Source organism: Streptomyces sp. S6 (genome assembly GCF_054880855.1).
In genome coordinates, this window is the sequence record NZ_JBTYMC010000022.1 from 1 (window position 1) to 26,265 (window position 26,265).

The following is a 26,265-nucleotide window of genomic DNA, read 5'->3' on the forward strand; positions in this document are numbered from 1 at the left end:
GGTCAGGCGGATCCGGCCCCTTCGGCGCCGGGCAAGTCGCTGCCGCACAACGTGAAGGTGGACGGATACAGCGTGTCCGGGAGCGAGTTGACCGTGCGGTTCACGGGTGGGCCGCCGCGCGGGCTGCGCCTCATGGCCGCCAACCGGGCCGGTGAGAGGCGGTCGTCGGGCTCGTACTGCTCCATGCGCGTGCTGCCCTTCCTGACGGGACGACGGTCGGCTACGGGGCCTCGCTCAGCGGCCGGTGAACACCGTGCGGTGCCAGGGCTTGCGGGCGAGGCCCGTGTTGTCGAACATGACGTGCTTGATCTGGGTGTACTCCTCGAACGAGTACGGTGACATGTCCTTGCCGTAACCGGACTGCCCGTACCCCCCGTGGGGCATCTCGCTGACGATCGGGATGTGGTCGTTGACCCACACGCACCCCGCGCGCAGCTCCCGGGTGGCCCGGTTCGCCCGGAACACGTCCCGGGTCCACACGGAGGCCGCGAGCCCGTAGGGGGTGTCATTGGCGAGCCGGATGCCTTCGTCGTCGCTGTCGAAGGGCAGGGCCACCAGGACGGGCCCGAAGATCTCGGACCGGACGATCTCGCTGTCCTGGGGGGCGTCCGCGATCAGGGTGGGGAGATAGTAGGCGCCGTCGCGCTCCTTGGGGGAGGCCCCGCCGGTGACCACGCGCGCGTACGCGCGTGCCCGGTCGACGAAACCCGCGACGCGGTCGCGGTGCGCGTGAGTGATCAGCGGGCCGAGGTCGGTGCCGTCCTCGAAGGGGTCGCCGAGGACGACGCTCTCCATGAGGGCGGCCGTCCGCTCCACGAACGCGTCGTACAGCGGCCTCTGCACGTACGCGCGCGTGGCGGCCGTGCAGTCCTGCCCGCCGTTGATCAGCGCGCCCGCGACGGCGCCCTGTGCGGCGGCCTCCAGGTCGGCGTCGTCGTGCACCAGGAACGGCGCCTTGCCGCCCAGCTCCAGATGCACGCGCTTGACGGTCTCCGAGGCCACCCGCGCGATGTGCTTGCCGACGGCCGTGGAGCCCGTGAACGACGTCATCGCGACGTCCGGATGCCCGACCAGATGCTCCCCGGCCTCCTGCCCGGTGCCGCTGACGACGTTGACGACGCCGTCGGGGATCCCGGCGTCCGTGGCGGCCCGCGCGAACATCAGGGCCGTCAGGGGGGTCAGCTCGGAGGGCTTCAGGACGATCGTGTTGCCCGCCGCGATCGCCGGGAGGATCTTCCAGGCGGCCATCTGGAGGGGGTAGTTCCAGGGGGCGATGGAGCCGACGACGCCGAGCGCCTCGCGCCGTACGTACGACGTGTGGTCCGCCGAGTACTCGCCGGCCGCCTGGCCCTGGAGGTGCCGGGCCGCGCCCGCGAAGAACGCGGTGTTGTCGATCGTCCCGGGGACGTCGAACTCGCGCGTCAGCCTCAGGGGTTTGCCGCACTGGAGCGACTCCGCGCGGGCGAAATCCTCGGCGCGGTCGGCGAGGACTCCGGCGAGACGGTGCATCGCGTCGGAGCGTTCGCCGGGGGTGGCGCCGGACCAGCCGGGGAAGGCGGCCCGCGCGGCGGCCACGGCGGCGTCGACGTCCGCCGGGGAGGCGAGGGCGTAGGTGAGGACGGGGGTGTCCGTGGCGGGGTCGACGACGGTGTGGCTGTTCGGAGAGGTGCCGGAGGTGAGACGGCCGGCGATGTACTGGGCACCTCGGGCGAAACGTTCCTCTGCGGGGAACCTGTCCTGCATGCCGCTCTCCTCCACCTTCGCGCCTGACTCGGCGTTCGATGCACGGGCGTAGCTCTGGCCGGATTTGAGTGCTGATCCTGACAGAGAGACGGCACCCCAACAAGTGATTCCGTTGTTGCCTTTTGGTTACGCGACGGAATCTGTCGAGCGGACGGTTGAGGAAGGGTGCGCTGGAGCTGAAATTCGGCCCGGATTGTCAGTGGCGGCTGCGATGCTTCCGGGCATGGAGAAGATCGATTCACGGGAGGCGCTCACACGGGCGGTCCGGGCGGGCGCGAAGGTCAAGTATCTGCACTTCTGGGGACACCGGCCCAGTGCCGACGGGCGGGTCGGGGCCGGCTGCCTCAGCCAGTGGTGGAAGTCGCCGTTCACCGTGGCGGGGGTGCACTACGCGACGGCCGAGCACTGGATGATGGCCGAGAAGGCCCGGCTGTTCGGGGACGCGGAAGCGGAGGCGCGGGTGCTCGCGGCGGGGCATCCGTCCGGCGCGAAGAACGCCGGGCGGCGGGTCCGGGGGTTCGACGACGCGGTGTGGGCGCGGGAGCGGTTCCGGATCGTCACCGAGGGGAGCGTCCACAAGTTCCGCTCCGACCCCGCGCTCCGGGAGTTCCTGCTCGGCACCGGCCGGCGCGTGCTCGTCGAGGCCAGCCCGGTGGACGCGGTGTGGGGGATCGGCCTCGCCGCGCGGGACGCGGGGGCCGATGATCCCGAGCGGTGGAGGGGGCTGAATCTGCTGGGGTTCGCGTTGATGGAGGCACGGGAGAGGGTTCGGGAGGAGGGGGTGCCCGGCTAGGCGGGGGGGGCGGTGAGGTGGTCGAAGTGGTCCCGGGGGCTGACGATCCGGCCGTCGCGCACCCGGAGCACGAAGATGCCGGGCAGGGTGGAGGGTTCACCGATCTTCTCGACGGTCCCCTCGTACGCGAAAACGGCGACGATCACCGGGGGACGACGTCGGTGTCCTCCGCGTAGAGGTCGGGGAGTTCCTCCCGGCGGCCCTCCGCGCCGCCGCTCACCGCCCTCGCACAGCGCGTCATGCGGTGCCGTCGACGTCCCGGCCGTCGGGAGCAGGCCCCCGCCCGCTCAGACCATGATCATCAGTACGGCCATGCCCACCGACAGCAGGATCCCGGCGACGCCGCAGATGATGCCGGCCAGGGCCTGACCGCCGTTCGTCGCCTCGCCCCGCGCGGCCTTGCGGCGGCCGATGACGCCGAAGACGACGCCCAGGACACCGAGGATGAAGGCGATCGGCCAGAAGCAGAAGCCGAGGGCGCCGAGGATGCCGGTGATCATGGCGGCCGTGCCCATGCCGTTACTCGGGGGTGCGGCGGGCCAGCCGTAGGGGGTGGGGGCGGGGTAGCCGAGGGGCCCCGGCGTGGGGGGTGTGCCGTACGGGGTCGGGTAGGCGTAGGGCGCCGGGTAGCCGTAGGGGGCGGGGCCGGGGCCGTCCGGGGCTATGGGGGGTGGGGGGACGTGGGAGGTGGGGGCCGACGCCGCGTAAGGGTGCGGCGGGGGGTACGAGGCGAGGGGCGGGGTGGTCGCGCTCGGTGCCGCGAAGGGGTTCGACGGCGGCTGCGGGGTGGGGGCGGCCGGCGGGGAGGTGATCGTTCGGTGGTCGTGTACGGACGGGGGTGCCGCGTCGTACGTGGGGGTCGTGGGGGCGTCGGGGACGGTGGGTGTCGCCGGGGCGAGGGGTGTCGCCGGGGCCGGCTGTTCCTGCACCACTGGTGGTGGGGGCAGCGGTACGCCGGAGCCGTAGGTGCCGTCGGCGGGCGGCGCCCAGGGCGCGGTGGCTCCGCCCGGCGTCGTACCGTCCGCGGATGTCCCCGGCATCGGAGGCGCCCACGGTCCCGTCACCGGCGCCTTGTCCTGAGGCCCGCTGTCCTGAGGCCCACTGCGCTCGGGCCTGCCGTTCTCGGGCGCCCCGCCCGGAGTCCCGCTCCCCCCGAGCCCCTCGTCCGGAGCCCCGTCCTGTCGGGCCCCAGGGCTTCCGAACCCCTCGCCCCCCAGCCCCTCCCGCGTGTTCTCCGCCATCCGCCCGCCCCTCTCGTACGTCCCGACCATGCTAAATCCCCCCACCTCGCCCGCACTCCCCGCCCTAGGATGATCGGGAGCAGACGATCAGCCGATCACTCGCGCCCGGGGCGGACCCCTGGAGGCGCCGTCCCGGAGGGACCCATGAGCAACCCCGTACCCGCAGCACCCCACGACCTGAGCGCCTTCATCGCGGGCCTGCCGAAGGCCGAACTGCATGTGCACCACGTGGGGTCGGCGTCCCCGAGGATCGTCGCGGAGCTGGCGGCCCGGCACCCGGACTCGAAGGTGCCGACGGACCCGGAGGCGCTCGCCGACTACTTCAGCTTCACGGACTTCGCGCACTTCATCGAGGTGTACCTGTCGGTCGTGGACGTGATCCGCACGCCGGAGGACGTCCGCCTGCTGACGTACGAGGTCGCGCGGGAGTTGTCCCGGCAGCAGGTGCGGTACGCGGAGCTGACGATCACGCCGTACTCCTCGACCCGGCGCGGTATCGACGCGAAGGCGTTCATGGACGCGATCGAGGATGCCCGCAAGGCTGCCGAGAAGGACCTCGGCACCGTCCTGCGCTGGTGCTTCGACATTCCCGGCGAGGCGGGGCTGGAGTCGGCCGAGGAGACCGTCCGGCTCGCGACGGACGACCGGCTGCGCCCCGAGGGACTCGTCTCCTTCGGGCTCGGCGGACCCGAGATCGGCGTGCCCCGCCCGCAGTTCAAGCCGTACTTCGACCGGGCGATCGCCGCGGGCCTGCGCTCCGTGCCCCACGCGGGCGAGACGACCGGCCCGGAGACCGTCTGGGACGCCCTGACCTATCTTCGTGCTGAACGCATCGGCCACGGCACGAGTTCCGCCCAGGACGAGAAGCTTCTCGCCCACCTCGCGGCCGAACGCATCCCGCTGGAGGTCTGCCCGACCTCCAACATCGCCACCCGCGCGGTGGCGACGCTCGACGAGCACCCGATCAAGGAGTTCGCACGGGCCGGAGTGCTGGTGACGATCAACTCGGACGATCCGCCGATGTTCGGCACCGACCTGAACAACGAGTACGCCGTCGCCGCCAGGCTCCTCGGTCTCGACGAGCGCGGGGTGGCCGGCCTCGCGAAGAACGCGGTGGAGGCGGCGTTCCTCGACGACGCGGGTAAAGCACGGATCAAGGACGAGATCGACACCTACACCTCCCAGTGGCTCGCGCCGTAGCTGCCGTGACAATGGCCGTATGCAGACCCTGACGGCCGTGGCCCACCGCGGCGATCCCTACCGCTTCCGGGAGAACACCCTCGACTCGCTGCGTTCCGCGCTGACCCGTGGCGCGGACGCGGTCGAGATCGACGTACGGCTGACGCGGGACGGCGTGCCGGTCCTCCTGCACGACGAGACGCTGAACCGGCTCTGGGAGGTTGAGCGCCCGCTGGGATCCCTGTCGGCGGCGGAGGTGCGCGGGATGACGGAGGGCGGTGTGCCGACGCTTGTGGAAGCGCTTGCGGCGACGGAGGGCGCCCGGGTGATGGTCGACCTGCCGGGCACGCGGGACGTCCGGGTCGCCCGGCGGATCGTCGACGCGGTCCGTGAGGCGGGGGCCGCCGAGCGGGTCTACTACTGCGCCGACGCGCAGGCGATGCTGGCGGTCCGCGCGGCCGACGCGTCGGCGGAGATCGCCCTCACGCACACGTCCCTCGCGCCGATCCGCCCCACCCTCCTCGCCGCGATCCGCCCCCGCTGGCTCAACTACCGCTTCTCCCTGGTCGATCGGCCGCTCGCCGAGCACGTCCACCGCACCGGCCACCTCCTCTCCGTGTGGACGCCCGACACCCGGCGCTCCCTGCGGAAGCTGATCGATCTGGGGGTGGACTCGATCACGACGAACCGGATCGACGTGCTGCACGGGTTGCGGGGCGGGGAGTAGCAAGTAGCGGCGGGTGGCGGGTCTTTGAGGGCGCCGCCCCACCCCTCACCCCCGCCCCCACGCATCCGGCACCGGCGCCACGATCGCCTGAGCGTCCGCCCCCTCCCCCACCCACAGCCGGATCAACAGCGCGGCCGTCGCCTCGACGAGCCCCGCCCGGTCGGCTCCCCCCGCGTACAAGGGCTCGCACCCGATCGCGCGCACGAGTCGGCGGACGACGTCCAAGGCGCCGGCGTCGTCCCCGCAGAGCGGCACGGCGAGCGGGCGGCCCTCGAAGACGGGCGGGGTGAGGCGCCAGACGTCGACGTGGCACAGGTTGAACGCCTTGACCACATGGGCGGTTGGCGCGGCGGCGGCGATGCGCTCGGCGACGGACGGCCCGGCGGCGGTCGTCAGCGTGAAGCCGGGTGCGGTGACCGCGTTGACGCAGTCCACCAACACCCGTCCCCGCAGGGTGTCTTGGAGCCCGCTCACCACATCCACGACCGCCGGGTAGGGCAGCGCGAGAAGCACCGCGTCCGTCCCGAACTCGGCGGCCTCTTCCAGGGACACGACCCCTGTGCGTCCCCCGGCGAGCACCTCGTGTCCGGCGCGGCGCCACTGCGTGCCGAGTGCGTCCGCCATGCCGCCCGTGCCGAGAATCCCGATCCTCATGCCGCCGACTCCCCTGCTCCAGATGACTGTTCACCTGACACTAGGGAGCGACTGAGGCACCATCCGGTACGTGACGACCGAGCTACCCTTCCTCGCCGACTGCCGTGCCCGCCTCGCCTTCGACCTCCTCGCGCACACCTGGGACCCGGTGGCGCTGTGGGCCCTGCGGACCGGCCCGGTGCGGCACGGTCAACTCCGTTTGCGGATCGGGGGGATCAGCCCGAAGGTCCTCACGGAGACCGTCCGCAGGCTGGAGTTCAACGGCCTGGCCGCCCGGGACGAGGGCGGCGCGTACGAACTGACGCCCCTGGGGCGGACATTGCTGCCGGTGATCGAGGCCCTCGGGGTGTGGGCGGCGACACACGGGGACGACGTGCTGGAGGCGCAGGACGACTACACGGCGGACCGCTGAGGGACGGTCGCGGGGTCGACCGGCGTGGTGCGGGTGAGGTATTGGGGGACGGGGGTGTCGTCGTCGCCGGTGTCGCGGACGATGCCGTAGCGGGTGGCGCCCTGCGGCGGGCCCTGGCCGATGTCCTTCACCACTTCCTCGCGGGTGGCGGGGAAGACGGTGAGCCCGTAGTCGGCGCCGCGTTCGTTGACGGTGAGGGTGACGGAGCCGTCGAGGTAGAAGTACTCGTTCTGCCACATCTGTTGGGCCCCGCCGGGCAGGACGGCGTAGCCGGTCGTCGGGCCGCCCATGCCGGTCTCGGAACCGCCGGGGGCGCCTGTCGGGTCGTCCATCCGGCGTCCGCCGCCGGAGGCGACGTGGAAGACCTTGCCCTTCAGCCCGGTCCAACTGGGCATGGCCAGCGCGCCGGAACGGTAGCCGGGCGAGATCTGCCAGCGCACCAGGACGTATCCCTGCCCGCTCAAGTCGACGTGATCGCCCCGGTGTTGCATGACCGCCCTGGCCCCGGCGCTGCTTGTGACACCGGACGCGGGCCGCTGAGGCAGCGCGCCCGGCGGAGTGTCGGGGTCCGGCGCGCTGTCGACGGTGTCGACGACACTGCCGTACACAGCGCTCCTCTTCGAGGGCGTCGGAGTCGGACTGGGACTCGAACTCGGCTTCGGAGAAGGCGACTTGGTGGGCGTCGGGGTGGGGGTGGGCGGGGTGTCGGGGAAGTTTTCGGCGGTGGGGACGACGACGGCGCGCTTCGGCGGATCGTCGGGGGTCCGGACGACGACGTAGACGCCACCGGCGATCAGCGTCGCACCCGCCGTCACCGCGACGGCCGGCTTCGTCAGCGCCCCCACGACCTTCGCCGACCAGCCGACCCCGGTCGCCGCGACCGCCGTCTTCCCGCCCAGAGTCAGCGAGAGCGTGAAGCCGACCGGGACGGGGACGAGGGCGATGCCGGCGAGGAGCCGTTCGGCGGGTACGACGGGTTCGTGGGCGTCGCCGCAGTAGGCGCAGCCCCGGATGTGCCGGGCGAGCCGCTTGCGCCAGACGGAGTCGGGGCGGCCGTGCCAACGGGCGGTCAGCTCACGGAGGTTGGGGCACGCGCCGGCCAGCGCGCGGACGATGCCCCGGGAGACCTCCAGCCGTTCCTTGACGCGCTGGACCCGGACGGCGGCGTGCTGGCGGCTGATGCCGACGGCGGCGGCGAGTTCCCGTCGGGTGAGTTCGCCGGAGACCTCCAGCCACCACAGGGAGAGGAGTTGGCGGTCCTCGGAGTCCAACCAGGGCACCGCCTCGGCGACTTCCTTGCGCTGGCCCTCCAACTGGAGCCTGAGGACGGCGAGTTCGGCGAAGTCCGCCGAGTCGTGTGCGGCGGTGTCGTTCTCGTCGAGACGCTGGGGCGGGGTGCGGCGGCGGGCTCGGTCGCGGATCTGGCGCATGGCGATCGCGACGAGCCAGGAGCGGAAGCTGTCCGGGTCGCGCAGGGCACCGAGGTTGCCGACGGCCCTCATCATCGTCTCCTGGACGACGTCGTCGACGTCCGCGTGGCCGTTGAGCGCCCTGCCGACGATGTTGTAGACGAGCGGCAGCCAGCCCTGGACCAACTCGTCCAGCGCCCGCCGGTCACCCGCCTGGGCGGCGGCGATGACGACGGCCCAGCCGTCACCGGCCCGGCCACTCACACCGCCACGCCGGGCTCGCCCGCCCGCTTCCATTCTCATACCAGCACCTTTTCAGCCAGGGTCGGGCTGTTGGCAATGTCGGGGATCACAGGTGGGGACGGGATGGGCGGGGCGGCGATAACACTTTTCCGGGGTGCGGCCGTTTCTCGGCGCCCCGGTACCCCCTCTGACCTGGCCCGTTCAGGTGCGACGGGCCCGTGGGGCGGGCGGGCCTCTAGGGGTGAACCCTGAGAAGGTGACGGCGTGTCGGGGCAGGTGATCGGGGGCGGATCCGGGTGGGCCCCGATGTGGGAGAGGTGGTTCGGGCCGGACGATGGTCGCATCGCATCCGGCACATCGCATCCGGCACATCGTCCTCGGGGGTCTCCATGCAGTTTCGCCGTACGACCGTCCTCACCGCGTCACTCGCCGCGTCGCTCGCCTTGGCACTGGCCGCCGGTCCGCTCGCGGCGCCGGTCTTCGCGGCGGGCTCACCGGAAGGGGGCTGCAAGCCGGCCGGGACTCCCACGCCGGCGGGGATTCTTGCGCCGGCGAGAGAGGCATCAGGCTCCCCGGCACTGAGCACCCCAACAACGAGTTCCCCGGCACTGAGCACCCCAACAACGAGTTCCCCGACGCTGAGCACCCCGGCAGCGAACGTCCACGCGCCGAGCGCGCAGACGCCGGTCACACAGACCCGGGATCCGCTGGCCCCAGACGCGCAAGCCCTCCGTGAAGCCATAGCCGGTCTCCCCGGCCCCGACGCCACAGCCGCGCTGGTCCGCGTCGGGGGGACAGCCGGTACCTGGCGGGGCAGCTCGGGTGTGCGGGACATCGAGAGCGGCGCCCCCGCCGACCCGAACGCGCACTTCCGGGCCGGCTCGACGACCAAGGTGGTGACGGCGGCGACGGTGCTGCGGCTCGCGGCGGAGGGGAAGGTGGATCTCGGGGCGCCGGTGCAGCGGTATCTGCCGGGCCTGCTCAGCGGGGAGTTCGAGCCGATCAGTGTCCGGCAGCTCCTCAACCACACCTCGGGCATCCGGCCCGGCGCCGAACTCGGCAGCACCTTCGAGGAGCAGTACGCCCACCGTTTCGAGACGCTGACGCCCCGCCAGGTCGTGGCCTCGGCGGTGGCAGAGGGCCCCGAGTTCTGCCCCGGCACCGGGCAGCACTACTCCAACATCGGGTACACGATCCTGGGCCTGCTGATCGAGAAGGTCACCGGCCACTCGTACGCCTCCGAGGCCACCCGCCTGGTGCTGGCCCCCGCCGGAATGCGCCACACGTACTTCCCCGGCACCGACCCGCACATCGCCGGCCCGCACCACCACGGCTACCAGACGGTGCGGCGGGCCGACGGGACGACGGACCTGGTCGACGTCACGGAGTGGAACCAGGCGGACCGCGCGGCGGCCGGCGACATGATCTCGACGACGGCCGATCTGGAGCGGCTGATCACGTCCCTCTTCCAGGGCCGGATCGTCCCGAGCCCCCAGCTGGAGGAGATGTTCACACTCCCGTCCGGCATCCCGGGCGCCACCTACAGCGCCGGGCTCCAGCGCGGCGAGTTCGGCGGCAAGGTCTTCTGGCTCAAGACCGGTTCCCGTCCGGGGTTCATCTCGGCAGCGGGGGCCACCCGGGACCTCTCGCGGACGCTGGTCTACTCGATCAACGCGACCGATGCGAAGGGGAAGGAGATGAATGGGGTCGCCCAGCGGGTCGTCAGGGCGGCGGTGAGGTGAAGGCTCACGCGATGAGGTGAGGGCCGGCGTTGAGGTGCGGGGTCCAGCCAGCTTTCCTTATACCCCACCGGGGTATAGAGTCGAAGCCCTGTACCCCCCTGGGGTATACCGTCGGAGAGGCAGAACAGGGAGCCCGCCATGACCCCACTCCAGAAGATCGGCGCTTTCGGTGCCGCGCTCGCCGTGTCGTTCGGGGCCGCGTACGGGGTGGGCACGCTGATCGGCCCGTTCGACAGCGGCACGAAGAGCGAGGCGCAGCAGTCCGCGCACCAGGGGACGGGCCACAAGGAGTCCGACTCGGAGGGCACCGGCTCCGCCGTCACCCCGGCCGGCCTCCAGGTCACCGAGGGCGGCTACTCGCTCGACCTGAAGACCCCGGCGCTGACGGCGAACAGCACCGCCACGCTGAAGTTCGCGGTACTCGGCAGCAACGGCACGCCGGTGACCTCGTACCAGGTGGAGCACGAGAAGGAGCTGCACCTGATCGTGGCCTCGCGGGACCTCACCGAGTACCGGCACCTGCACCCGGTCCGGGCGGCGGACGGCACGTGGAGCACGCCGGTGACGCTGCCGGAGGCGGGCAGCTACCGGGTGTTCGCGGACTTCACGCCGGCCGGCGGGGGCAGGAACCTGACGCTCGGGTCGGACCTGACGGTCGCCGGGGCGTACGAGGCGCGGAAGGCGCCGGCCCCGGTGCGTGAGGTGACGGTCGACGGGTACACCGTGACGCTGGACGGCGACCTCGCGGCCGGGAAGGGGAGCGAGCTGGGGTTCACGGTGAGCAAGGAGGGCCGGCCTGTGAAGCTGGAGCCGTACCTCGGAGCGAACGGACACCTCGTCGCCCTACGGACCGGTGACCTGGCCTACCTGCACGTACACCCGCACGACGACAACCCCGGCGCGACGAAGGTCTCGTTCACGGCGGACGTGCCGAGCACGGGCACGTACCGGCTGTTCCTCGACTTCAAGGCGGACGGCAAGGTCCGGACGGCGGCGTTCACGACGAGCACGGACCAGCACTCGCACGGCTGACACCGCGCACCCCCGAAGGCCCGCAGCTCCCGGCGGGCCTTCCCCGCGTTCCGGCCACTTCTCGACCAGCGGACGACAACATCGTCCGGCCCCGCCCGAAACCCCCCAGAAGCCCCGAGGACCACGGAAATGCGATACGTAGAAACCGCCTGGGAATCCTTCGGCTTCCGCCTGGACCCCACCGCCTACCTGACCGCGCTCCCCACCCTCCGCGACCGCCTCCCACCCGGCGCCCGCGCCTTCGCCACCGCCCCCGGCCACTACGACATCGCGGGCGCGACCCACTGCGTCAAGGACCTGGAGCTCGCGGGCGTCCACCTCGCCACCGACAAGAGCGGCGGCCTCGTCCTGGAGTTCGCGCCGAACCGCTGGAAACACGACACCGGCCTGCGCATCACCTACTCCGGCGTCCGCCACTTCTCCGTCGACTACGCCCACGCCATGGGCTGGATGCCCGTGGACACCGTCCTCCTCGACGAGATCCTCCCGGACGACGACGGCTGCGTCCACGAGATCGCCCTGACCGACGCGACGATCACCGTCCGCTGCACGGACCTGCGGGCGAACTGGGGCTGACCACGAACTGTGACCAGGATCGGTAGTTGACACTAAGCCACCCTCGCGACCTGCGCTGATGCCAACTAGCTTCACCGACCGGAGGCTCGGAATCAGAGAGATAGTCGGCACTTTGGTACAGCGCAGATCACGAGGGGTGTCGCCACATCTGGGCATGCGTTGCACACAGCCGACTCGGTCACGGGAACTCGGCCTGGCTCATGACGCAGTTGTGGCCGTGTGACGGAGATGGCTACAGATCAGAACGAGCCCTGACCGTTCCCCTGTAGGCATGACCGGCGCCCGCACGAATCCGGGGTGGCCCGAGTGACCCCGCATGCCAGGAGACTTGGCCGGTTTTCAGCGCAACACTCACCCCGAAGATAGGTACACGTGTTCCATTTCGGGGACGATGGGAACGGGATGGATGCCGGATGGTTGGATGCCGGTACCAGGTAGTGCGGCAGGATCGTTGAGAATATCGCAGGCTCGTGCTGTGCCGCCGAGGACAGGATTTGGTTCGAGGGAATGGAGGGGCCGGCCAGTGAGTGACCGCAGCGCGATTGAGTGGACCGAGGCGACATGGAACCCGACGACAGGGTGCGACCGTGTCTCCAAGGGGTGCGACAACTGCTACGCGCTGACACTGGCAAAACGTCTCAAGGCCATGGGGTCGGTGAAGTACCAAAGCGACGGCGACCCGAGGACTTCGGGTCCGGGATTCGGGCTGACGCTGCATCCCGATGCGCTGAACGTACCGTACGGCTGGAAGAGCCCACGGACAGTGTTCGTAAACTCGATGAGCGACCTGTTCCACGCTCGCGTTCCGCTCGACTATGTACGCCGAGTCTTCAGCGTGATCGCCGACACCCCGCAGCACACCTACCAAGTGCTCACGAAGCGAGCCCGTCGCCTTCGCCAAGTTGCCGACCGACTGGAGTGGCCAGAGAACCTATGGATGGGTGTTTCCGTGGAAAGCGTGCAGGAGTTGCCGCGCATCGACGACCTACGGCAGGTTCCCGCTGCAGTTCGTTTCCTCTCGTGCGAGCCGCTACTGGGCCGGCTGGACGGCCTGAACCTGGCGGACATCCACTGGGTCATCGCTGGCGGTGAGTCAGGTCCAGGGTTCCGGCCGGTGGAAGAGGAGTGGATCACCCACATCCGCGACATCTGCCTGGACGGCGAGGTCGCGTTCTTCTTCAAGCAGTGGGGCGGGCGCACTCCGAAGGCGTCCGGGCGCCTGCTGGAAGACCGAACTTGGGATGAAATGCCGCTGCCGGTCACGGTGTGATGTGTGCCCGAGTCCCGACGCCCGACGGATTCGGTCGGGAGCGCTCGGGTCAGGCCTGTGCCGGCGGCAGGACGATCAGCTCGCGGGTCCTGTCACCGCCGACACCAGTGGTCGGTGTCTTGCCCTCCCCGTACAGATGCTTGACGGCTTTGCGAGCGACCGGCTCAGTAACCTGCCCGTAGTAATCTCCGAACAATTCCAGCGTGTGCTCAACGAGCTTCACGGGGCGACCGCGCCGTAGCAGTCGTTCAAGATTGGCCGCGATCACGGGAACAGCTTCTTTCTCCACCGCTGCAGAGTCCGGGCGTAGCATCGAGGCCGTGGAGAACAGCGCGTCCGGATCCTCCTGCTCCTCCTGCAGTTCAAGCGTCTTCCACCACTCGGCACGGGCCCGGGCGACCGCGTCGCCGAACACCCACAGGCCGTACGGGCTGCGAGTCGCGAAGACCAGGTGGTAGACGGGCTTCCACGTCGGGTGCTTGGTGACCGGAACGGAGTGGACGAACATGGCGGTGCGCCGTTTGAGTCGGGTGGCGTACTCTGCGGCCACCGCCTCCGCAGCGTCGTCCTCGGCACTGCCACCGGTGAAGTAGTCCCGCCACCACCGGCCACCGCAGACTGCGTCGAAGCGCTCCAAGGCCTTCTCGTTACCCTTGGGAGAGCGAACGTGGCCACCGAGGCGGCGCACCGCCATCATGCTGAAGTTCATCAGCAGTTCGGTCGCCGGACGGCGCTGCGGCCGTCGCTGGGCCAACACATCAGCCAGCCGATCCATCGGTAGGCACAACCCGCACGGATCCAGGAACAGGAACAGGGGCACCCCCATGGCCCGCTGTACTACGTCGTCCAGGACGCCGTCGACCTCGCCGCGATGGGCACGGGCTTCCACGCCACGTGCCTGATATCCACGCATGACCTCCAGCAGCCGCTCGAACGACTTGGCCTGCTGTTCCACAAAGAAGCAAGACAGGTTCAGTCCACGCGAGCGGTAGTAGGAGGCGACCCGCAGAACGATCTCCGCAGAGCCCGGCTCCCCGTTCTCGTAACGGCCCTCGCCGGCATACCCGTCCAGGTACACAACACGCCGGTCTTGAGCCTGGGCGCCAGTCATACCGCCGAACGGCGGTATATAGCGGCGCAGCAGGTCGTGCTTGAACACGCTGGGCAGAGCTTTGCCCTGCCAGTAGACCCCGCCTGTCCCCGTCGACATGATCCCCCGCACCGTTAGAGAACCAGTACATGCTGTTACGCATGGTGAGCCACTGGCCTAACCCCGACAAGAGGCCCATGGGCCGCGCGGTCAGAAACAGGCCTTCGAGGCTTGACGGCGGTCGGGTTCCTCGGCTCCTGTGGTCCGATCTCGGCATCGGGCGATCTGGGGTGGGTACTGGCAGGACACTCAGGACCAGAGTCCCACCTCGGCGGCCTCCGGCCTGCGCCGGTCGAACGTGTCAGCGCCACTGAGGTCCGGCAATTCATCAGATCCGCATCAACTCACGAGCCCAAGGTTGATGAGGCGGAAACCCATGGCTGACTCGCTGACACCAAAGACGGCAGCCAACGCGCCGGTGCAGCGCTCCGGATCCTGACGAACATCTACAGGCAGCCGTTGCAGTTCCAATCGGACGAGGCCAGCAGGCATCAACAGGTTCGCTGCAAAGGCGTTCGCCTCGATCTCCTCACGATCGGTAGCCATGCTGGACGTCTTGTCCCGGAGGTTGACCCGAACGGGCCGATCAAGCACGATCTCCCGCCCCGGATGCAGCAAGAAGTGCCCCAGCTCGTGGGCGATCGTGAACCGTTGGCGGCGATCGGAGTGAACATCGTTGACCCCGATCACCGGAGCCCGGCCGTCCTGCCGGATGAGCATCCCTGAGACATCTCCGTCCTTGAATGCGCTGCGGGAGACTACGATCCCGAGATGCTCCGCCAGCCGCTCGACGCTGATGGGCGGCGCAAGCTCACCCGCCTCCGCCAGGAGACGGCCAGCCGCCTGTTCCGCTCGCCTAGCCACGACCTGACTCCTTCTCCACGTTTGCCAGCACACTCTGCGCCCAGCCGCGCGCGTCCTCCGGCAACTCGTCCAAGACATCCGAGCGACCGCCGGGCGTCGGCAACAACGACTCCGGCTCCACACGCAGTGCGGCAGCGAACTCGAAGAGCATGTGCAGCGCCACCCGCTGCCGTCCCTTCTCAATGTTGCTGATCGAGGTGCGGTTCAGCCCCACGGCACTCCCCAGTTCCTGCTGGCTCAGCCCTTGGGCGGCACGTGCCTTCCGAACTAGCTCTCCGAATGCCTCGTAGAACTCGTCCATACGTTCGCATCCTCTCGCACTCACGGCCAATGGTTCCAGTCTCACAAACGCCGTTGCTCAGAGTGGAATGCATATGGTTGGCTAGAGTGGAACCAATGGGGGGCCTGAGCACAGAGAGGTACCGATGGTCAGCAAAGAATCCCTCGCCGCACTCCTCGACGAAGGGCGCCGCAAGATCCAGGTGACCGACGAGGAAGTCGCCGAGGCCAAGCGTCGCCGTCAGCTCCTGGCAGCGTCTGCGCGCCGGGCCTTCCCCGGCTCCACCACCTACTACAACGGGAGCGTCGCGCACGGCGATGCCAACACTCCTCTGACCGACGTCGACCTCGGCGTCGTCCTCACCAAGAAGGAGGCCGAGCCGTACGGCCCCGGCAAAAAGAGCGCCGTGAACCTCATGGAGCAAATCCGCGAGGTGATCCACGAGGATCTTGACGACGAGTTCGACAAGCTCACCATCGAGGTCGAGGGCCGGCGCCGCGCCGTGCTCGTACGGTTCGGTGACCCGGTCACGCAGGGCCAGGCCGACTTCACTGCGGACGTGATGACCGCGCTCCCGCACCCCTCAGGCCGCGGACTGTACATCCCGAACACGAAGATCGCGGACCAGTGGGACCGCGCCGACCCGATCACCCACACGCGGATGGTGCTCCAGGCCATTGAGGACACGAAGGTCGTCTTCGCCCGCACCGTGCGGCTGCTGAAGCACTGGAACTGCACGCACAGCAAGCCCATATGCAGCTGGAACATCAAGGCCCTGTGCCTGAACTGCATCGACGAGCCCATGCCGCTGATCAACGCGCTGCAGGCCTTCTTCACGTATGCGGCGGACCAGATCGGCAAGGGCCCGACGCCCGACCCGGCCGGTGTGGCCGGACCGATCCCGCTCAACATGCCTCGCGCCGACGTACACAAGCGGCTCTGCACCGCGCGGGAGTACATCGACCTGGCAATCGAGCATGAGAAGGCCGGACGCCCGCTCAGCGCGCGGCACGCGCTGCACCAGGTCCTCCCCGAGCTTGTGCCGGACGCGGACGGCACGCAGGAGGAAGCCGGGCGCCTCGCCCAGACCGTCCTCACGGGCGGTACAGCGGCCTCGGGGCTGGGACTCGCCACCCGGCTCGTCACCCCGACCCGGCCCCGGGCTTGGGGAGACTGACCTTTCATGCCCCTCTGGTACGGGGCCCAGCCAGCATGGTGGGCCCCTCTCGAACGGGACGCCCGGCGCCAATTCGGTGACGCGCTTCGCCACTCATACCTGCGCGACTCGCTGACGTACGAACTCACCGGCCTCGACGTCATAGGCGAGCCCAACCCCATCGACATCCGGATCCGCTTCCACGCGGATCCGCCTTACTCCACCTATGGCCAGCGGGCCGAGGACTTTCCCCGCGTGCACGCCAAGCCCGGAGTCCCCTCGAAGCACCGATACAAGTTCGACGACGCCCTCTGCCTCTGGTACCCGCTTGACCCAGTAGAGAGACGCTGGACGAGTTCGAAAGGGCTGCTGGACCTCATCGAGATAGTCCGCACACACTTGTTCCTCGAACACTACTGGCGGCTCACCGGCGGAGAGCACGGCGGCCAGTGGCTCGTGGAGGATGCTCCTCACGGCATTGCGGGGAGTGGTACGTGGCGGTCATCTCGGCGGCACAGACGACGGACGGCGGCTGGACCTGGGCACAAACCGCCGCACTGATCGTGCCCTGCATCGCGCTCGTCGGCGCATACCTCACGTACGCCCTCAACCAGCGAGCCGTACGCAGGGAACGCCGCGCCAAGACATTCGCCGAAGCCCTGACGGCGGTCGAAGAGTACTTGGAGATGCCGTACCGCATACGGCGACGCCCCAAGTCCTCCTCCGCCGTTCGGCAACAGCTCACCAATGAAGTCAGTGGCCTGCTCGCCCGGATGGCGTTCCATCAGGCGTGGCTCCAGATCGAAGCATCGGCGGTCGCGGGCCCCTACACGACGCTCGTGGCAACGGCCCGAGCGGAGGCCGGCGCACAGATGAGTCTCGCCTGGAATCAGCCGCCGATCACCACCGATAGCGGCATGAACCTCGGGGCGCCGTATCCGCGTGACCGATCAAACGCTGCACGGGCCATCTGCATTGAGGTGATGCGCCGCCACCTCGGAGAACGATCGTGATCTTGGCGTCAAGCCATTCCTCCTTTTGCGTCAACTAAAAATCCTCGTCACACCAACCCCCTACAACCCCACGATCTCGTTCCACCTCTTCGCGAACCCCACCCGCTCCCGAGCCGTGATGTCCCGGGCCACCGCGAGCCGCTCCCGCATCCCCGCGTCGGGAAAGATCAGCGGGTTCGCGGCAAGGGCGGCCGTATCCGCGTCGGAGGAGTCCGCCATGACCCCCTGCGCGGCCGGCACCGGGCAGACGTAGTTCACCCAGGCGGCGAGCTCGGCCGCGACGGACGGCTCGTAGTAGTAGTCGACGAGCCGCTCGGCGTCGGACTTGTGGGCGGCGAGGTCGGGGATCATGAGGGAGTCGGCCCACAGCTCGCCCCCTTCCTCGGGGACGACGAACCGGATGTCGGGGTTGTCGGCCTGGAGCTGGACGACGTCGCCGGAGTACGCCTGACAGGCGAGGACGTCCCCGCTGACCAGGTCTTTCGTGTAGTCGTTGCCGGTGAAGCGCCGGATCTGTCCGCGCCGCACCTCCCGCTCGACCTGCTCGCAGATCAGCGCGAAGTCGTCACCGGTCCAGCGCCGCACGTCGACCCCGTTGCCCTGCATGAGCAGCGCGAAGGACTCGTCGAGCCCGGACAGCAGGGTGACGCGTCCCTTGAGGTCGGGCGCCCAGAGGTCGGAGACGCTGCGGATGTCCCGCCCGAGCAGGCGCCGGTTGTAGGCGATGCCGGTGATCCCGGACTGCCACGGCACGCTGAACCGGCGTCCGGGGTCGAAGACGGGCGTCCGCAGCAGCGGGTCCAACTCGGCGGCGACGTGCGGCTGTCGGCGCCGGTCCATCTCCTGGACCCACCCGAGCCGCACGAACCGCGCGCACATCCAGTCGCTCATCACGATCAGGTCCCGCCCGGTCGGCTGATGGTTCATCAGCGCCGGGCTGACCTTCCCGAAGAACTCGTCGTTGTCGTTGATGTCCTCGCTGTAGGAGACGGCGACCCCGGTCCGCCGAGTGAACTCCCGCAGCGTGGGCCGCGTGGAGCCGTCGTCCGACGTGTCGATGTACAGGGGCCAGTTGGCGAACACCACGCGCCGGTCGCGGGCGGACCGGTCGACGGCGGAACGCTCGCCGGGCCGTACGTAGGCGGCCTGGACCCCGCACCCGGTCAGCGCGGCGGCGCCGAGGGCGGTCAGGAAGGAGCGGCGGGCGAGAGCGCCTCGCCCACCGCGGCCGTGCATGATCAACTAACGCTTCCTCGAACAACGCTTTCCAGAGAACAAGGCTTCACTGAACCCGGTCTAGGAGTCCAGCGCGGTCATCACGTGCTTGATCCGCGTGTAGTCCTCGAACCCGTACCCCGAGAGGTCCTTGCCGTACCCGGACTTCTTGAACCCGCCGTGCGGCATCTCCGCGGCCAGCGGGATGTGCGTGTTGATCCACACGCACCCGAAGTCGAGGCGCCGGGACATCCGCATGGCCCGCCCGTGGTCCTTGGTCCACACGGAGGACGCGAGCGCGTAGTCGACGCCGTTGGCCCACTCGACGGCCTGGTCCTCGTCCGTGAAGGACTGGACGGTGATGACCGGCCCGAAGACCTCGTTCTGGATGATCTCGTCGTCCTGCTTCACCCCGGAGACGACGGTCGGCGCATAGAAGAAACCTTTCTCGCCGACCCGGTGCCCACCGGCCTCCACCTTGGCGTGCGCGGGCAGCCGCTCGACGAACCCGGAGACCCGCGCGAGCTGATTGGCGTTGTTGAGCGGGCCGAACAGCACGTCCTCGTCGTCCGGCAGCCCGGTCTTCGTCTCGGCGGCGGCCTTCGCGAGCGCGGCGACGAACTCGTCGTGGATGGACTCGTGGACGAGGACGCGCGTCGCCGCCGTACAGTCCTGACCGGCGTTGAAGAACCCGGCGACGGAGATGCCCTCGACGGCCTTGGCGATGTCGGTGTCCTCGAAGACGACGACGGGAGCCTTGCCGCCGAGCTCCAGGTGGACCCGCTTGAGGTCCTTGGACGCGGACTCGGCGACGGCCATCCCGGCGCCCACGGACCCGGTGATGGAGGCCATGGCCGGCGTCGGGTGCTCGACCATGAGGCGCCCGGTGTCACGGTCGCCGCAGACGACGTTGAAGACGCCGGACGGCAGGATCGAGCCCATGATCTCGGCCATGAGGACGGTGGACGCCGGGGTCGTGTCGGACGGCTTCAGCACGACCGTGTTGCCCGCGGCGAGGGCCGGCGCGAACTTCCAGACGCCCATCATCATCGGGTAGTTCCAGGGCGCGACCTGCGCGCAGACCCCGACCGGCTCGCGCCGGATCATGGAGGTCAGCCCCTCCAGGTACTCCCCGGCCGCGCGCCCCTCCAGCATCCGCGCGGCGCCCGCGAAGAACCGGATCTGGTCCACCATCGGCGGGATCTCTTCGGTGCGGGTCAGCCCGATCGGCTTGCCGGTGTTCTCGACCTCGGCGGCTATCAGGTCCTCGGCGCGCTCCTCGAACGCGTCCGCGATCTTCAGCAGCGCGCGCTGCCGCTCGGCGGGGGTGGTGTCCCGCCAGCCCGGGAACGCGGCTTCGGCTGCGGCCATCGCGGCGTCGATGTCGGCCCGGCCGGAGAGCGGGGCGGTCGCGTACGTCTCGCCCGTGACGGGGTTGACCACCTCGGTGGTCCGTCCGTCGGCGGCGTCACGGAACTCGCCGCCGATGTAGTTGCGCAGCCGACGCGGTTCGGTGCTCACGGCCGTCCTCCCAGAGTGCAGGTGTCCACTGACTGAGACACCACCCTAATCCGCCGCCCGACGTTTTCAACACCCCCGATCCCGCCACCCTTACGAAATCCGCAGATCCTGAGCACCACAACAACGGATTTCATCGAAACGGCCTTGCGAAACAAACGAGACGTGATGCAGAGTGACCCCGTGGCCAACCGAAGCACCGACAAGCACCTCGACTCCGTCAGCCTCGCGATCATCGAGCAGCTCCAGGAGGACGGCCGCCGCCCCTACGCGGCGATCGGCAAGGCCGTCGGCCTCTCCGAGGCGGCGGTGCGCCAGCGCGTGCAGAAACTGCTCGACCAGGGCGTCATGCAGATCGTCGCGGTCACCGACCCGCTGACCGTCGGCTTCCGCCGGCAGGCCATGGTCGGGGTGCACGTCGAAGGTGACGTCGAGACCGTGGCGGACGCCCTCACGGCCATGGACGAGTGCGAGTACGTGGTGATGACCGCCGGGTCCTTCGACCTGATGGTGGAGATCGTCTGCGAGGACGACGACCATCTCCTGGAGGTCATCAACCGCCGCATCCGGGCCCTCCCCGGTGTGCGCTCCACCGAGAGCTTCGTCTACCTGAAGCTCAAGAAGCAGACCTACATGTGGGGAACCCGATGACAGCGAAGGACCTCAGCAAGTCCGCGTACGACCACCTGTGGATGCACTTCACCCGCATGTCGTCGTACGAGAACTCCCCCGTCCCGACGATCGTCCGCGGCGAGGGCACCTACATCTACGACGACAAGGGCCGCCGCTACCTCGACGGCCTCGCCGGACTCTTCGTCGTCCAGGCAGGCCACGGCCGTACCGAACTCGCCGAGACCGCGTTCAAGCAGGCGCAGGAGCTGGCGTTCTTCCCGGTGTGGTCGTACGCGCACCCGCAGGCGATCGAGCTGGCGGAGCGCCTCGCGGGCGAGGCCCCCGGCGACCTGAACAAGGTGTTCTTCACGACCGGGGGCGGCGAGGCCGTCGAGACGGCGTGGAAGCTGGCGAAGCAGTACTTCAAGCTGACCGGCAAGCCCACCAAGCACAAGGTGATCTCCCGGACGGTCGCCTACCACGGCACCACCCACGGCGCCCTGTCCATCACCGGCCTGCCCCCGCTGCGCGCCCCCTTCGAGCCGCTCGTGCCCGGCGCGCACAAGGTCGCCAACACCAACATCTACCGCGCGCCCATCCACGGTGACGACCCGGTCGCGTTCGGCCGCTGGGCCGCCGACCAGATCGAGCAGCAGATCCTCTTCGAGGGCCCGGACACCGTCGCCGCCGTCTTCCTGGAGCCCGTCCAGAACGCGGGCGGCTGCTTCCCGCCGCCGCCCGGCTACTTCCAGCGGGTGCGCGAGATCTGCGACCAGTACGACGTCCTGCTCGTCTCGGACGAGGTGATCTGCGCGTTCGGGCGGCTCGGGACGACGTTCGCGTGCGACAAGTTCGGCTACGTCCCGGACATGATCACCTGCGCGAAGGGCATGACCTCGGGCTACTCCCCGATCGGCGCCTGCGTCATCTCCGACCGCCTCGCCGAGCCGTTCTACAAGGAGGGCAACGCCTTCCTGCACGGCTACACCTTCGGCGGCCACCCCGTCTCCGCGGCCGTCGCCCTCGCCAACCTCGACCTCTTCGAGCGCGAGAACCTCAACCAGCACGTCCTCGACAACGAGTCCGCGTTCCGCGCGACCCTGGAGAAGCTCCACGACCTCCCGATCGTCGGCGACGTCCGCGGGAACGGCTTCTTCTACGGCATCGAACTCGTCAAGGACAAGGCGACGAAGGAGTCCTTCGACGCCGACGAGACCGAGCGCATCATCTACGGCTACCTCTCCAAGGCCCTCTTCGAGAACGGCCTGTACTGCCGCGCGGACGACCGTGGCGACCCGGTCGTCCAGCTCGCGCCGCCGCTGATCGCGAACCAGGAGACGTTCGACGAGATCGAGCAGATCCTGCGCCAGACGCTGACGGAGGCGTGGTCGAAGCTCTGATCGTCCGATATACGGCCCCGTACGCGCCCGTTCGAGTGAGAAACGGCGCTGCGGGGCCGTGTGCTGTCCGGCATTCCAGGGACCCCCTGCCTAGCGTGCAGTGACCGATCCCCCCTGCCTTTCGTTCACCCGCACGGGGGATCGGACACGGGAACTACGGATCTGAACGAAGGTGTACGCCCATGGAGGCCCCGCCGGACAACGACGTGCTCTGGGCACGCTCCCTGCACTTCACGCACCGCGACGGCACGCCCGGCCTCGGCGGTGTCTCCCTGGGGGTCCGCGAGGGCGAGATCCTCGCCGTCACCGGCCCGCGCGGCAGCGGCAAGACGACGCTGCTGCACTGCCTGTCGGGGCTGACCCCCGCGCAGCGCGGCGAGGTCTGGTTCAACAGCGTCCCCGTCCACACCATGGGCCCCGTCGCCCGCGAACGCCTGCGCCGTGACCGCTTCGGGTGGATCGACCCGGTGCCGGTGCTGGTCCCCGAGCTGAACGTGTGGGAGAACGCGGCCCTGCCTCTCATGCTGCGCGGCACGAGCCGCCGGCGGGCCAAGGCGGCGGCGCTGGAGTGGCTGGAGCGGCTCGACGTCGGCGACAAGGCCCGCCGGGACACGCGGGAGTTGACGCAGGCCGAGCGGCAACGGGTGTGCATCACACGGGCGTTGGCGCCTGCGCCGTCCGTGCTGTTCGCGGACGAGCCGACGGCACCTCTCCACCAGGCCGACCGGGCCCACGTGTTGCGCACCCTGACGACGGCCGCGCGCTCCCACGGCATCACCGTCGTGCTGGCGACCGGCGACCCGGACACGGCGGCCCTCGCCGACCGGACGATGCCGATGCTGGACGGGCGGCGCGTCACCACCGTCCACCTTCCCCCGCCCACCGACCCGGAAGGCCGTCCCGCGTGCTCGCTCTCCGCCTGACCCGAGCCGCCCACCCGGCCGTTCACGCGCGCCGCCTGGCGGTGTCGGCGGCAGCGGCGGGCACGGGCTTCCTCCTCCTCTCGACCCTGGGCCACGCCCTCACCCACCCCGAGGCGACGGCGTCCTCGGCCCTGCGCCTGGCGTGGTGCGCGATCCCGCTGACGGCCACGGTCTACTTCGCGATGGCGGTCGCCCGCACGGACCCGGCCACCCGACCCCGCCCCGGCCTGGCGGCGATCGGCCTGGGCCCCACCCGCCTGATGGCGGTCTCGGCAACGACGACAGCGCTCTCCACCCTCCTGGGCTCCACGCTGGCCCTCCTGGTCTTCCTCCACCTCCGAGGCGACCTGACCGGCCTCCCCTTCGACAACGCCGCCGCCGACTTCCTCGCCCACCGACACCCCCTCCCCCTCCCCGCAGCCCTGACCCTCCTGACGCTGGTCCCCTTGACCTCGTCAGCGGCGGTAGCCCTGATGCTGCGCCCGAGGGACACCCAGGTGGCGGCCAAGGCGACCCACCGGGCGTTCGGCGGCTTCGGAAAAACGCCGGGGCGGGAGACGTTCGGGTCGTACGGGAGGTTCGGGGCGCGTGGGGGGACGAAGAGCGAGCCGGCAGAGACCGAGACGCACGAGGCACCCCCCACCCCAGCCCTCACCGAACCCGCACCCACCCATCCCTCTCCCACAGCCCTCCCCTGGGGCGCGGCCACCCTCGCCGCCGGCCTCGCCGTTGAGGCATACGCTGCCCGCACCACCCCCACCTCCTCCCTCCTCACTCTCCCCGCAGGCCTCCCCACCGGCCCCGCGGCGGTCCTCCTCGGCTGGACGCTCACCGCAGTGGGCCTGGCCCTGGCCGGCCCCGGTCTCACCCACCTCTGCGGCCGCCTCCTCCAGACGCTCCGCCCCGGCGCGCTGCGCCTCCTCGCGGGCAGGGGCCTGATGGAGGAGTCCCGGAGGATCGGCCGCCCCTTGGGCGTCCTGTGCGCGGTCCTCTCCGGCGCCTACACGATGGCGTCCCTGAACGGCGACCGCCCCTCGGGCCCCCTCTCCACCCTCGGCGCCCTCCTGGTCACCGGCTGCGCCCTCGGCACTCTCCTCACCGCGGCGATCGAGTCCCGCCAGTCGAGGGCGGACACCACGGCGGCCCTGATCCGCCTGGGCGCCCCCGCCACCACCCTCCGCACCGCGGCGGCCCTGAGGGCAACGGCCCTCCTCCTCGTCTTCACCCCCCTCACCCTCGCGGTGGCCCAGCTCGCGACCCTCCCGCTGGCGACCTGAAAATTCGTACGAAAAAAATCTCCGGACACCGATGAGTAATCCCGGTCCCCGGCGTCTACCCCTCGAACACAACGGAACGACACCTACGGAGAGCCCGAGATGACCACCCCCGCGTACCAGCAGATGATCTTCGTCAACCTCCCCGTCGCGGACCTGACGGCCTCCAAGAAGTTCTTCACGGAGCTCGGCTACAGCATCAACCCCCAGTTCAGCGACGACAACGCGGCCTCGGTGGTGATCAGCGACACGATCGTCGCGATGCTCCTGGTGAAGCCCTTCTACTCGACGTTCACGAAGAAGGAGATCGCGGACGCCACGAAGACCAGCGAGGTCATGATCGCGCTGAGCGCGGAGTCCCGCGCCGCCGTGGACGAGCTGACGGACCGTGCCCTGTCCCTCGGCGCGACGGAGACCCGCGACCCCCAGGACCACGGCTTCATGTACGGCCGCGCCTTCGACGACCTCGACGGCCACACCTGGGAGATCATCTGGATGGACCCGTCGGCGATCCAGGGCTGACCCGAAAAGAGCACGACCTAGCATGGGCGGGTGCCCCAGACCCAGACACCCGCCCAGCCGTACGACGGCTACCCCGACCGTGAGATCGAGTCCCTGGCCGAGTTCGACGAGGTGCTGGCGACGGCCGGCACACTCGCCGGATACCGCGTCCAGGCAGTGGACCTGACAGCCCGTACGGACGCCCTGCTGGCCACGGACACCACCGGCGCCGTCTTCCTCGGCTGCCTCTTGACCCCGGCTGCGGACACTCACGTCAGAGCGGCCGGGGCGCTGGTCTTCCCGCCGGTCCCGGGCCTGCCTTTCGACCCGTACCGCGCCCTCCTCTACACCCCTGACGAACTGTTCGACGGCTTGCCGGACGGCTACGAGGCCACCCCGGACGCCCGGACGTACGCGTGGTTCCAGGAGACGAAGGCGAACGGCGACATCTTCGCGTCGATGCTCCGCTCGGTGCACGACGACGCCGTGTCGGACGGCCTCGACGAACTCCTCGCCGGCGCACGGGTGGTGGGGGTCATGGGTGGCCACGCGATGGCGCGCGGCACGGCGGAGTACGCCGGTGCCGCCCGCCTCGGCCGCTCGCTGGCCCGCGCCGGACTGACGGTCGCGACAGGCGGCGGTCCGGGCGCGATGGAGGCGGCGAACCTGGGCGCGTACGCGGCCCCGTTCGACGACTCCATGCTGGAGGAGGCACTGCAACTCCTCGCGAAGGCACCGACGTTCACGCCGTCGGTGACGGAGTGGGCGAGGGCCGCGTTCGAGGTGCGGTCCCGATTCCCGGGCGGCGGGGCCTCGGTGGGGATCCCGACCTGGTTCTACGGCCACGAACCGCCGAACGCGTTCGCCTCCCACATCGCCAAGTACTTCTCCAACGCCACCCGCGAGGACGGCCTGTTGGCGCGCTGCACCGCCGGCGTCGTGTTCCTGCCGGGCGCCGCCGGAACCGTCCAGGAGATCTTCGACAACTCGACGCCGAACTACTACGAGTCGAGGGGCGAGCCGCGCCCGATGGTGCTGGTGGACGAGGCCCACTGGACCGAACACCTGCCCGCCTGGCCGCTGTTGGAGGCGCTGGCGAGGGACAGGGCAATGGCGGGGCGGATCGTCCTGGTGGACCGCGTCGAACAGGCACCCGAGGCCCTGAAACGCGCGGGTAATTAATAAGCGAGCAAAGCCGGGGGTCAAATGGGATGCCCGCATTGACACTTCTTATGGCGCGCTTATACACCTGTGAGCCTCAAGGGGATGCTGATGCGCCCCGCACGGGGTCATCTCACCTCCAGCCCCCCGCAGTTGCGCCTCCCGCAAAGGACAAAC

28 protein-coding genes are annotated in these 26,265 nt (G+C 69.8%); 16 read left to right on the forward strand and 12 right to left on the reverse strand.

The features are described from left to right. Positions 1-2 precede the first annotated feature (2 nt). Both ACVNF4_RS05245 and ACVNF4_RS05250 read right to left on the reverse strand, forming a co-directional pair. On the reverse strand, positions 3-185 hold the full coding sequence (locus ACVNF4_RS05245) for a hypothetical protein (RefSeq protein ID WP_461801467.1): 183 nt from the start codon (positions 183-185) through the stop codon (positions 3-5). A gap of 49 nt (positions 186-234) precedes the next feature. Further along, positions 235-1,743, reverse strand: a complete 1,509-nt coding sequence (locus ACVNF4_RS05250) for a gamma-aminobutyraldehyde dehydrogenase (protein WP_461801468.1) — start codon at positions 1,741-1,743, stop codon at positions 235-237. A 223-nt stretch (positions 1,744-1,966) separates the two neighbouring features. On the opposite strand from ACVNF4_RS05250, the gene ACVNF4_RS05255 reads away from it, so the two are divergent. Beyond that, on the forward strand, positions 1,967-2,536 hold the full coding sequence (locus tag ACVNF4_RS05255; RefSeq protein ID WP_461801469.1) for an NADAR family protein: 570 nt from the start codon (positions 1,967-1,969) through the stop codon (positions 2,534-2,536). Here the strand turns inward: ACVNF4_RS05255 and ACVNF4_RS05260 are convergent. Together ACVNF4_RS05260 and ACVNF4_RS05265 are read right to left on the reverse strand one after the other, a co-directional pair. Next, the gene (locus ACVNF4_RS05260) at positions 2,533-2,682 is read right to left on the reverse strand and encodes a hypothetical protein (protein ID WP_461801470.1); all 150 of its coding nucleotides are present in this window, start codon (positions 2,680-2,682) and stop codon (positions 2,533-2,535) included. The two genes, ACVNF4_RS05255 and ACVNF4_RS05260, sit on opposite strands and share 4 nt — an antisense overlap. 141 nt (positions 2,683-2,823) lie before the next feature. Then, positions 2,824-3,576, reverse strand: a complete 753-nt coding sequence (locus ACVNF4_RS05265) for a DUF4190 domain-containing protein (RefSeq protein WP_461801471.1) — start codon at positions 3,574-3,576, stop codon at positions 2,824-2,826. Between the two features lie 345 nt (positions 3,577-3,921). Between ACVNF4_RS05265 and ACVNF4_RS05270 the strand changes: the two genes are divergently transcribed. Next, complete coding sequence (locus ACVNF4_RS05270) at positions 3,922-4,977, forward strand: adenosine deaminase (protein WP_461801472.1); 1,056 nt, start codon at positions 3,922-3,924, stop codon at positions 4,975-4,977. A 19-nt stretch (positions 4,978-4,996) separates the two neighbouring features. Continuing rightward, positions 4,997-5,683, forward strand: a complete 687-nt coding sequence (locus ACVNF4_RS05275) for a glycerophosphodiester phosphodiesterase (protein WP_461801473.1) — start codon at positions 4,997-4,999, stop codon at positions 5,681-5,683. A gap of 45 nt (positions 5,684-5,728) precedes the next feature. Here ACVNF4_RS05275 and ACVNF4_RS05280 read toward each other — a convergent pair whose 3' ends face one another. Beyond that, on the reverse strand, positions 5,729-6,337 hold the full coding sequence (locus tag ACVNF4_RS05280; RefSeq protein ID WP_461801474.1) for an NADPH-dependent F420 reductase: 609 nt from the start codon (positions 6,335-6,337) through the stop codon (positions 5,729-5,731). A gap of 70 nt (positions 6,338-6,407) precedes the next feature. Here ACVNF4_RS05280 and ACVNF4_RS05285 point away from each other — a divergent pair, with 70 nt between their 5' ends. Beyond that, entirely contained in the window at positions 6,408-6,749 is a 342-nt protein-coding gene (locus ACVNF4_RS05285) for a winged helix-turn-helix transcriptional regulator (RefSeq protein WP_461801475.1), read from the forward strand. Here ACVNF4_RS05285 and ACVNF4_RS05290 read toward each other — a convergent pair. After that, positions 6,731-8,455 carry an RNA polymerase sigma factor gene (locus ACVNF4_RS05290; protein WP_461801508.1) on the reverse strand — a complete coding sequence of 575 codons (1,725 nt, stop codon included), beginning with the start codon at positions 8,453-8,455 and terminating at the stop codon, positions 6,731-6,733. The two genes, ACVNF4_RS05285 and ACVNF4_RS05290, sit on opposite strands and share 19 nt — an antisense overlap. Before the next feature lie 335 nt (positions 8,456-8,790). On the opposite strand from ACVNF4_RS05290, the gene ACVNF4_RS05295 reads away from it, so the two are divergent. The 4 genes from ACVNF4_RS05295 (at position 8,791) to ACVNF4_RS05310 (ending at position 13,021) form a co-directional block, all read left to right on the forward strand. Then, positions 8,791-10,143 (forward strand): serine hydrolase domain-containing protein, encoded by a 1,353-nt coding sequence (locus ACVNF4_RS05295; protein ID WP_461801476.1) that lies wholly within the window; start codon positions 8,791-8,793, stop codon positions 10,141-10,143. Between the two features lie 138 nt (positions 10,144-10,281). Further along, positions 10,282-11,175 (forward strand): hypothetical protein, encoded by an 894-nt coding sequence (locus ACVNF4_RS05300; RefSeq protein ID WP_461801477.1) that lies wholly within the window; start codon positions 10,282-10,284, stop codon positions 11,173-11,175. Between the two features lie 129 nt (positions 11,176-11,304). Then, the gene (locus tag ACVNF4_RS05305; protein ID WP_461801478.1) at positions 11,305-11,751 is read left to right on the forward strand and encodes a hypothetical protein; all 447 of its coding nucleotides are present in this window, start codon (positions 11,305-11,307) and stop codon (positions 11,749-11,751) included. 523 nt (positions 11,752-12,274) lie between these two features. Continuing rightward, on the forward strand, positions 12,275-13,021 hold the full coding sequence (locus tag ACVNF4_RS05310) for a DUF5131 family protein (protein ID WP_461801479.1): 747 nt from the start codon (positions 12,275-12,277) through the stop codon (positions 13,019-13,021). Positions 13,022-13,070: 49 nt separating this feature from the next. On the opposite strand, the gene tcmP is transcribed toward ACVNF4_RS05310, so the two are convergent. The 3 genes from tcmP to ACVNF4_RS05325 all read right to left on the reverse strand — a co-directional run bounded on the left by tcmP (position 13,071) and on the right by ACVNF4_RS05325 (position 15,336). Beyond that, on the reverse strand, positions 13,071-14,180 hold the full coding sequence (gene tcmP, locus ACVNF4_RS05315; RefSeq protein WP_461801480.1) for a three-Cys-motif partner protein TcmP: 1,110 nt from the start codon (positions 14,178-14,180) through the stop codon (positions 13,071-13,073). 330 nt (positions 14,181-14,510) lie between these two features. Further along, positions 14,511-15,035, reverse strand: coding sequence for an ImmA/IrrE family metallo-endopeptidase (locus tag ACVNF4_RS05320; RefSeq protein WP_461801481.1), 525 nt, complete (start codon positions 15,033-15,035; stop codon positions 14,511-14,513). Continuing rightward, positions 15,028-15,336, reverse strand: a complete 309-nt coding sequence (locus ACVNF4_RS05325) for a helix-turn-helix domain-containing protein (RefSeq protein ID WP_461801482.1) — start codon at positions 15,334-15,336, stop codon at positions 15,028-15,030. The genes ACVNF4_RS05320 and ACVNF4_RS05325 overlap by 8 nt, the downstream gene beginning before the upstream one ends. A gap of 124 nt (positions 15,337-15,460) precedes the next feature. On the opposite strand from ACVNF4_RS05325, the gene ACVNF4_RS05330 reads away from it, so the two are divergent. Next, complete coding sequence (locus tag ACVNF4_RS05330) at positions 15,461-16,492, forward strand: hypothetical protein (protein ID WP_461801483.1); 1,032 nt, start codon at positions 15,461-15,463, stop codon at positions 16,490-16,492. A gap of 93 nt (positions 16,493-16,585) precedes the next feature. Here the strand turns inward: ACVNF4_RS05330 and ACVNF4_RS05335 are convergent, their stop codons facing one another. Further along, positions 16,586-16,945, reverse strand: coding sequence for a hypothetical protein (locus tag ACVNF4_RS05335; RefSeq protein WP_461801484.1), 360 nt, complete (start codon positions 16,943-16,945; stop codon positions 16,586-16,588). Positions 16,946-16,965: 20 nt separating this feature from the next. Here ACVNF4_RS05335 and ACVNF4_RS05340 point away from each other — a divergent pair, with 20 nt between their 5' ends. After that, on the forward strand, positions 16,966-17,484 hold the full coding sequence (locus ACVNF4_RS05340; protein ID WP_461801485.1) for a hypothetical protein: 519 nt from the start codon (positions 16,966-16,968) through the stop codon (positions 17,482-17,484). 60 nt (positions 17,485-17,544) lie between these two features. Here the strand turns inward: ACVNF4_RS05340 and ACVNF4_RS05345 are convergent, their stop codons facing one another. After that, positions 17,545-18,720, reverse strand: coding sequence for a polyamine ABC transporter substrate-binding protein (locus ACVNF4_RS05345; protein WP_461801509.1), 1,176 nt, complete (start codon positions 18,718-18,720; stop codon positions 17,545-17,547). Positions 18,721-18,780: 60 nt separating this feature from the next. Further along, positions 18,781-20,220 (reverse strand): gamma-aminobutyraldehyde dehydrogenase, encoded by a 1,440-nt coding sequence (locus ACVNF4_RS05350; protein ID WP_461801486.1) that lies wholly within the window; start codon positions 20,218-20,220, stop codon positions 18,781-18,783. A 165-nt stretch (positions 20,221-20,385) separates the two neighbouring features. Here ACVNF4_RS05350 and ACVNF4_RS05355 point away from each other — a divergent pair, with 165 nt between their 5' ends. The 6 genes from ACVNF4_RS05355 (at position 20,386) to ACVNF4_RS05380 (ending at position 26,109) form a co-directional block, all read left to right on the forward strand. Then, positions 20,386-20,868: an Lrp/AsnC family transcriptional regulator gene (locus ACVNF4_RS05355; RefSeq protein WP_461801487.1), complete on the forward strand. Its 483-nt coding sequence runs from the start codon at positions 20,386-20,388 to the stop codon at positions 20,866-20,868. After that, positions 20,865-22,229 (forward strand): aspartate aminotransferase family protein, encoded by a 1,365-nt coding sequence (locus ACVNF4_RS05360; protein ID WP_461801488.1) that lies wholly within the window; start codon positions 20,865-20,867, stop codon positions 22,227-22,229. Before ACVNF4_RS05355 ends, ACVNF4_RS05360 begins: the two co-directional genes overlap by 4 nt. A 182-nt stretch (positions 22,230-22,411) precedes the next feature. After that, complete coding sequence (locus ACVNF4_RS05365; protein WP_461801489.1) at positions 22,412-23,152, forward strand: ABC transporter ATP-binding protein; 741 nt, start codon at positions 22,412-22,414, stop codon at positions 23,150-23,152. Next, entirely contained in the window at positions 23,134-24,429 is a 1,296-nt protein-coding gene (locus ACVNF4_RS05370) for a hypothetical protein (protein ID WP_461801490.1), read from the forward strand. The genes ACVNF4_RS05365 and ACVNF4_RS05370 overlap by 19 nt, the downstream gene beginning before the upstream one ends. A gap of 99 nt (positions 24,430-24,528) precedes the next feature. Continuing rightward, positions 24,529-24,948 (forward strand): VOC family protein, encoded by a 420-nt coding sequence (locus tag ACVNF4_RS05375; RefSeq protein ID WP_461801491.1) that lies wholly within the window; start codon positions 24,529-24,531, stop codon positions 24,946-24,948. A 30-nt stretch (positions 24,949-24,978) separates the two neighbouring features. Next, entirely contained in the window at positions 24,979-26,109 is a 1,131-nt protein-coding gene (locus tag ACVNF4_RS05380) for an LOG family protein (RefSeq protein WP_461801492.1), read from the forward strand. Positions 26,110-26,265: the final 156 nt, after the last annotated feature.

Excerpts from the sequence above, each read along its gene's own strand:
- ACVNF4_RS05345 (WP_461801509.1), bottom strand. The coding sequence starts at position 18,720 with ATGCACGGCCGCGGTGGGCGAGGCGCTCTCGCCCGCCGCTCCTTCCTG.
- ACVNF4_RS05305 (WP_461801478.1), top strand. The coding sequence starts at position 11,305 with ATGCGATACGTAGAAACCGCCTGGGAATCCTTCGGCTTCCGCCTGGAC.
- ACVNF4_RS05280 (WP_461801474.1), bottom strand. The coding sequence starts at position 6,337 with ATGAGGATCGGGATTCTCGGCACGGGCGGCATGGCGGACGCACTCGGC.
- ACVNF4_RS05270 (WP_461801472.1), top strand. The coding sequence starts at position 3,922 with ATGAGCAACCCCGTACCCGCAGCACCCCACGACCTGAGCGCCTTCATC.
- ACVNF4_RS05245 (WP_461801467.1), bottom strand. The coding sequence starts at position 185 with ATGGAGCAGTACGAGCCCGACGACCGCCTCTCACCGGCCCGGTTGGCG.
- ACVNF4_RS05255 (WP_461801469.1), top strand. The coding sequence starts at position 1,967 with ATGGAGAAGATCGATTCACGGGAGGCGCTCACACGGGCGGTCCGGGCG.
- ACVNF4_RS05295 (WP_461801476.1), top strand. The coding sequence starts at position 8,791 with ATGCAGTTTCGCCGTACGACCGTCCTCACCGCGTCACTCGCCGCGTCG.
- ACVNF4_RS05275 (WP_461801473.1), top strand. The coding sequence starts at position 4,997 with ATGCAGACCCTGACGGCCGTGGCCCACCGCGGCGATCCCTACCGCTTC.
- ACVNF4_RS05290 (WP_461801508.1), bottom strand. The coding sequence starts at position 8,455 with ATGGAAGCGGGCGGGCGAGCCCGGCGTGGCGGTGTGAGTGGCCGGGCC.
- ACVNF4_RS05330 (WP_461801483.1), top strand. The coding sequence starts at position 15,461 with ATGGTCAGCAAAGAATCCCTCGCCGCACTCCTCGACGAAGGGCGCCGC.
- ACVNF4_RS05375 (WP_461801491.1), top strand. The coding sequence starts at position 24,529 with ATGACCACCCCCGCGTACCAGCAGATGATCTTCGTCAACCTCCCCGTC.
- ACVNF4_RS05300 (WP_461801477.1), top strand. The coding sequence starts at position 10,282 with ATGACCCCACTCCAGAAGATCGGCGCTTTCGGTGCCGCGCTCGCCGTG.
- ACVNF4_RS05250 (WP_461801468.1), bottom strand. The coding sequence starts at position 1,743 with ATGCAGGACAGGTTCCCCGCAGAGGAACGTTTCGCCCGAGGTGCCCAG.
- ACVNF4_RS05360 (WP_461801488.1), top strand. The coding sequence starts at position 20,865 with ATGACAGCGAAGGACCTCAGCAAGTCCGCGTACGACCACCTGTGGATG.
- ACVNF4_RS05355 (WP_461801487.1), top strand. The coding sequence starts at position 20,386 with ATGCAGAGTGACCCCGTGGCCAACCGAAGCACCGACAAGCACCTCGAC.
- ACVNF4_RS05265 (WP_461801471.1), bottom strand. The coding sequence starts at position 3,576 with ATGCCGGGGACATCCGCGGACGGTACGACGCCGGGCGGAGCCACCGCG.
- ACVNF4_RS05325 (WP_461801482.1), bottom strand. The coding sequence starts at position 15,336 with ATGGACGAGTTCTACGAGGCATTCGGAGAGCTAGTTCGGAAGGCACGT.
- ACVNF4_RS05365 (WP_461801489.1), top strand. The coding sequence starts at position 22,412 with ATGGAGGCCCCGCCGGACAACGACGTGCTCTGGGCACGCTCCCTGCAC.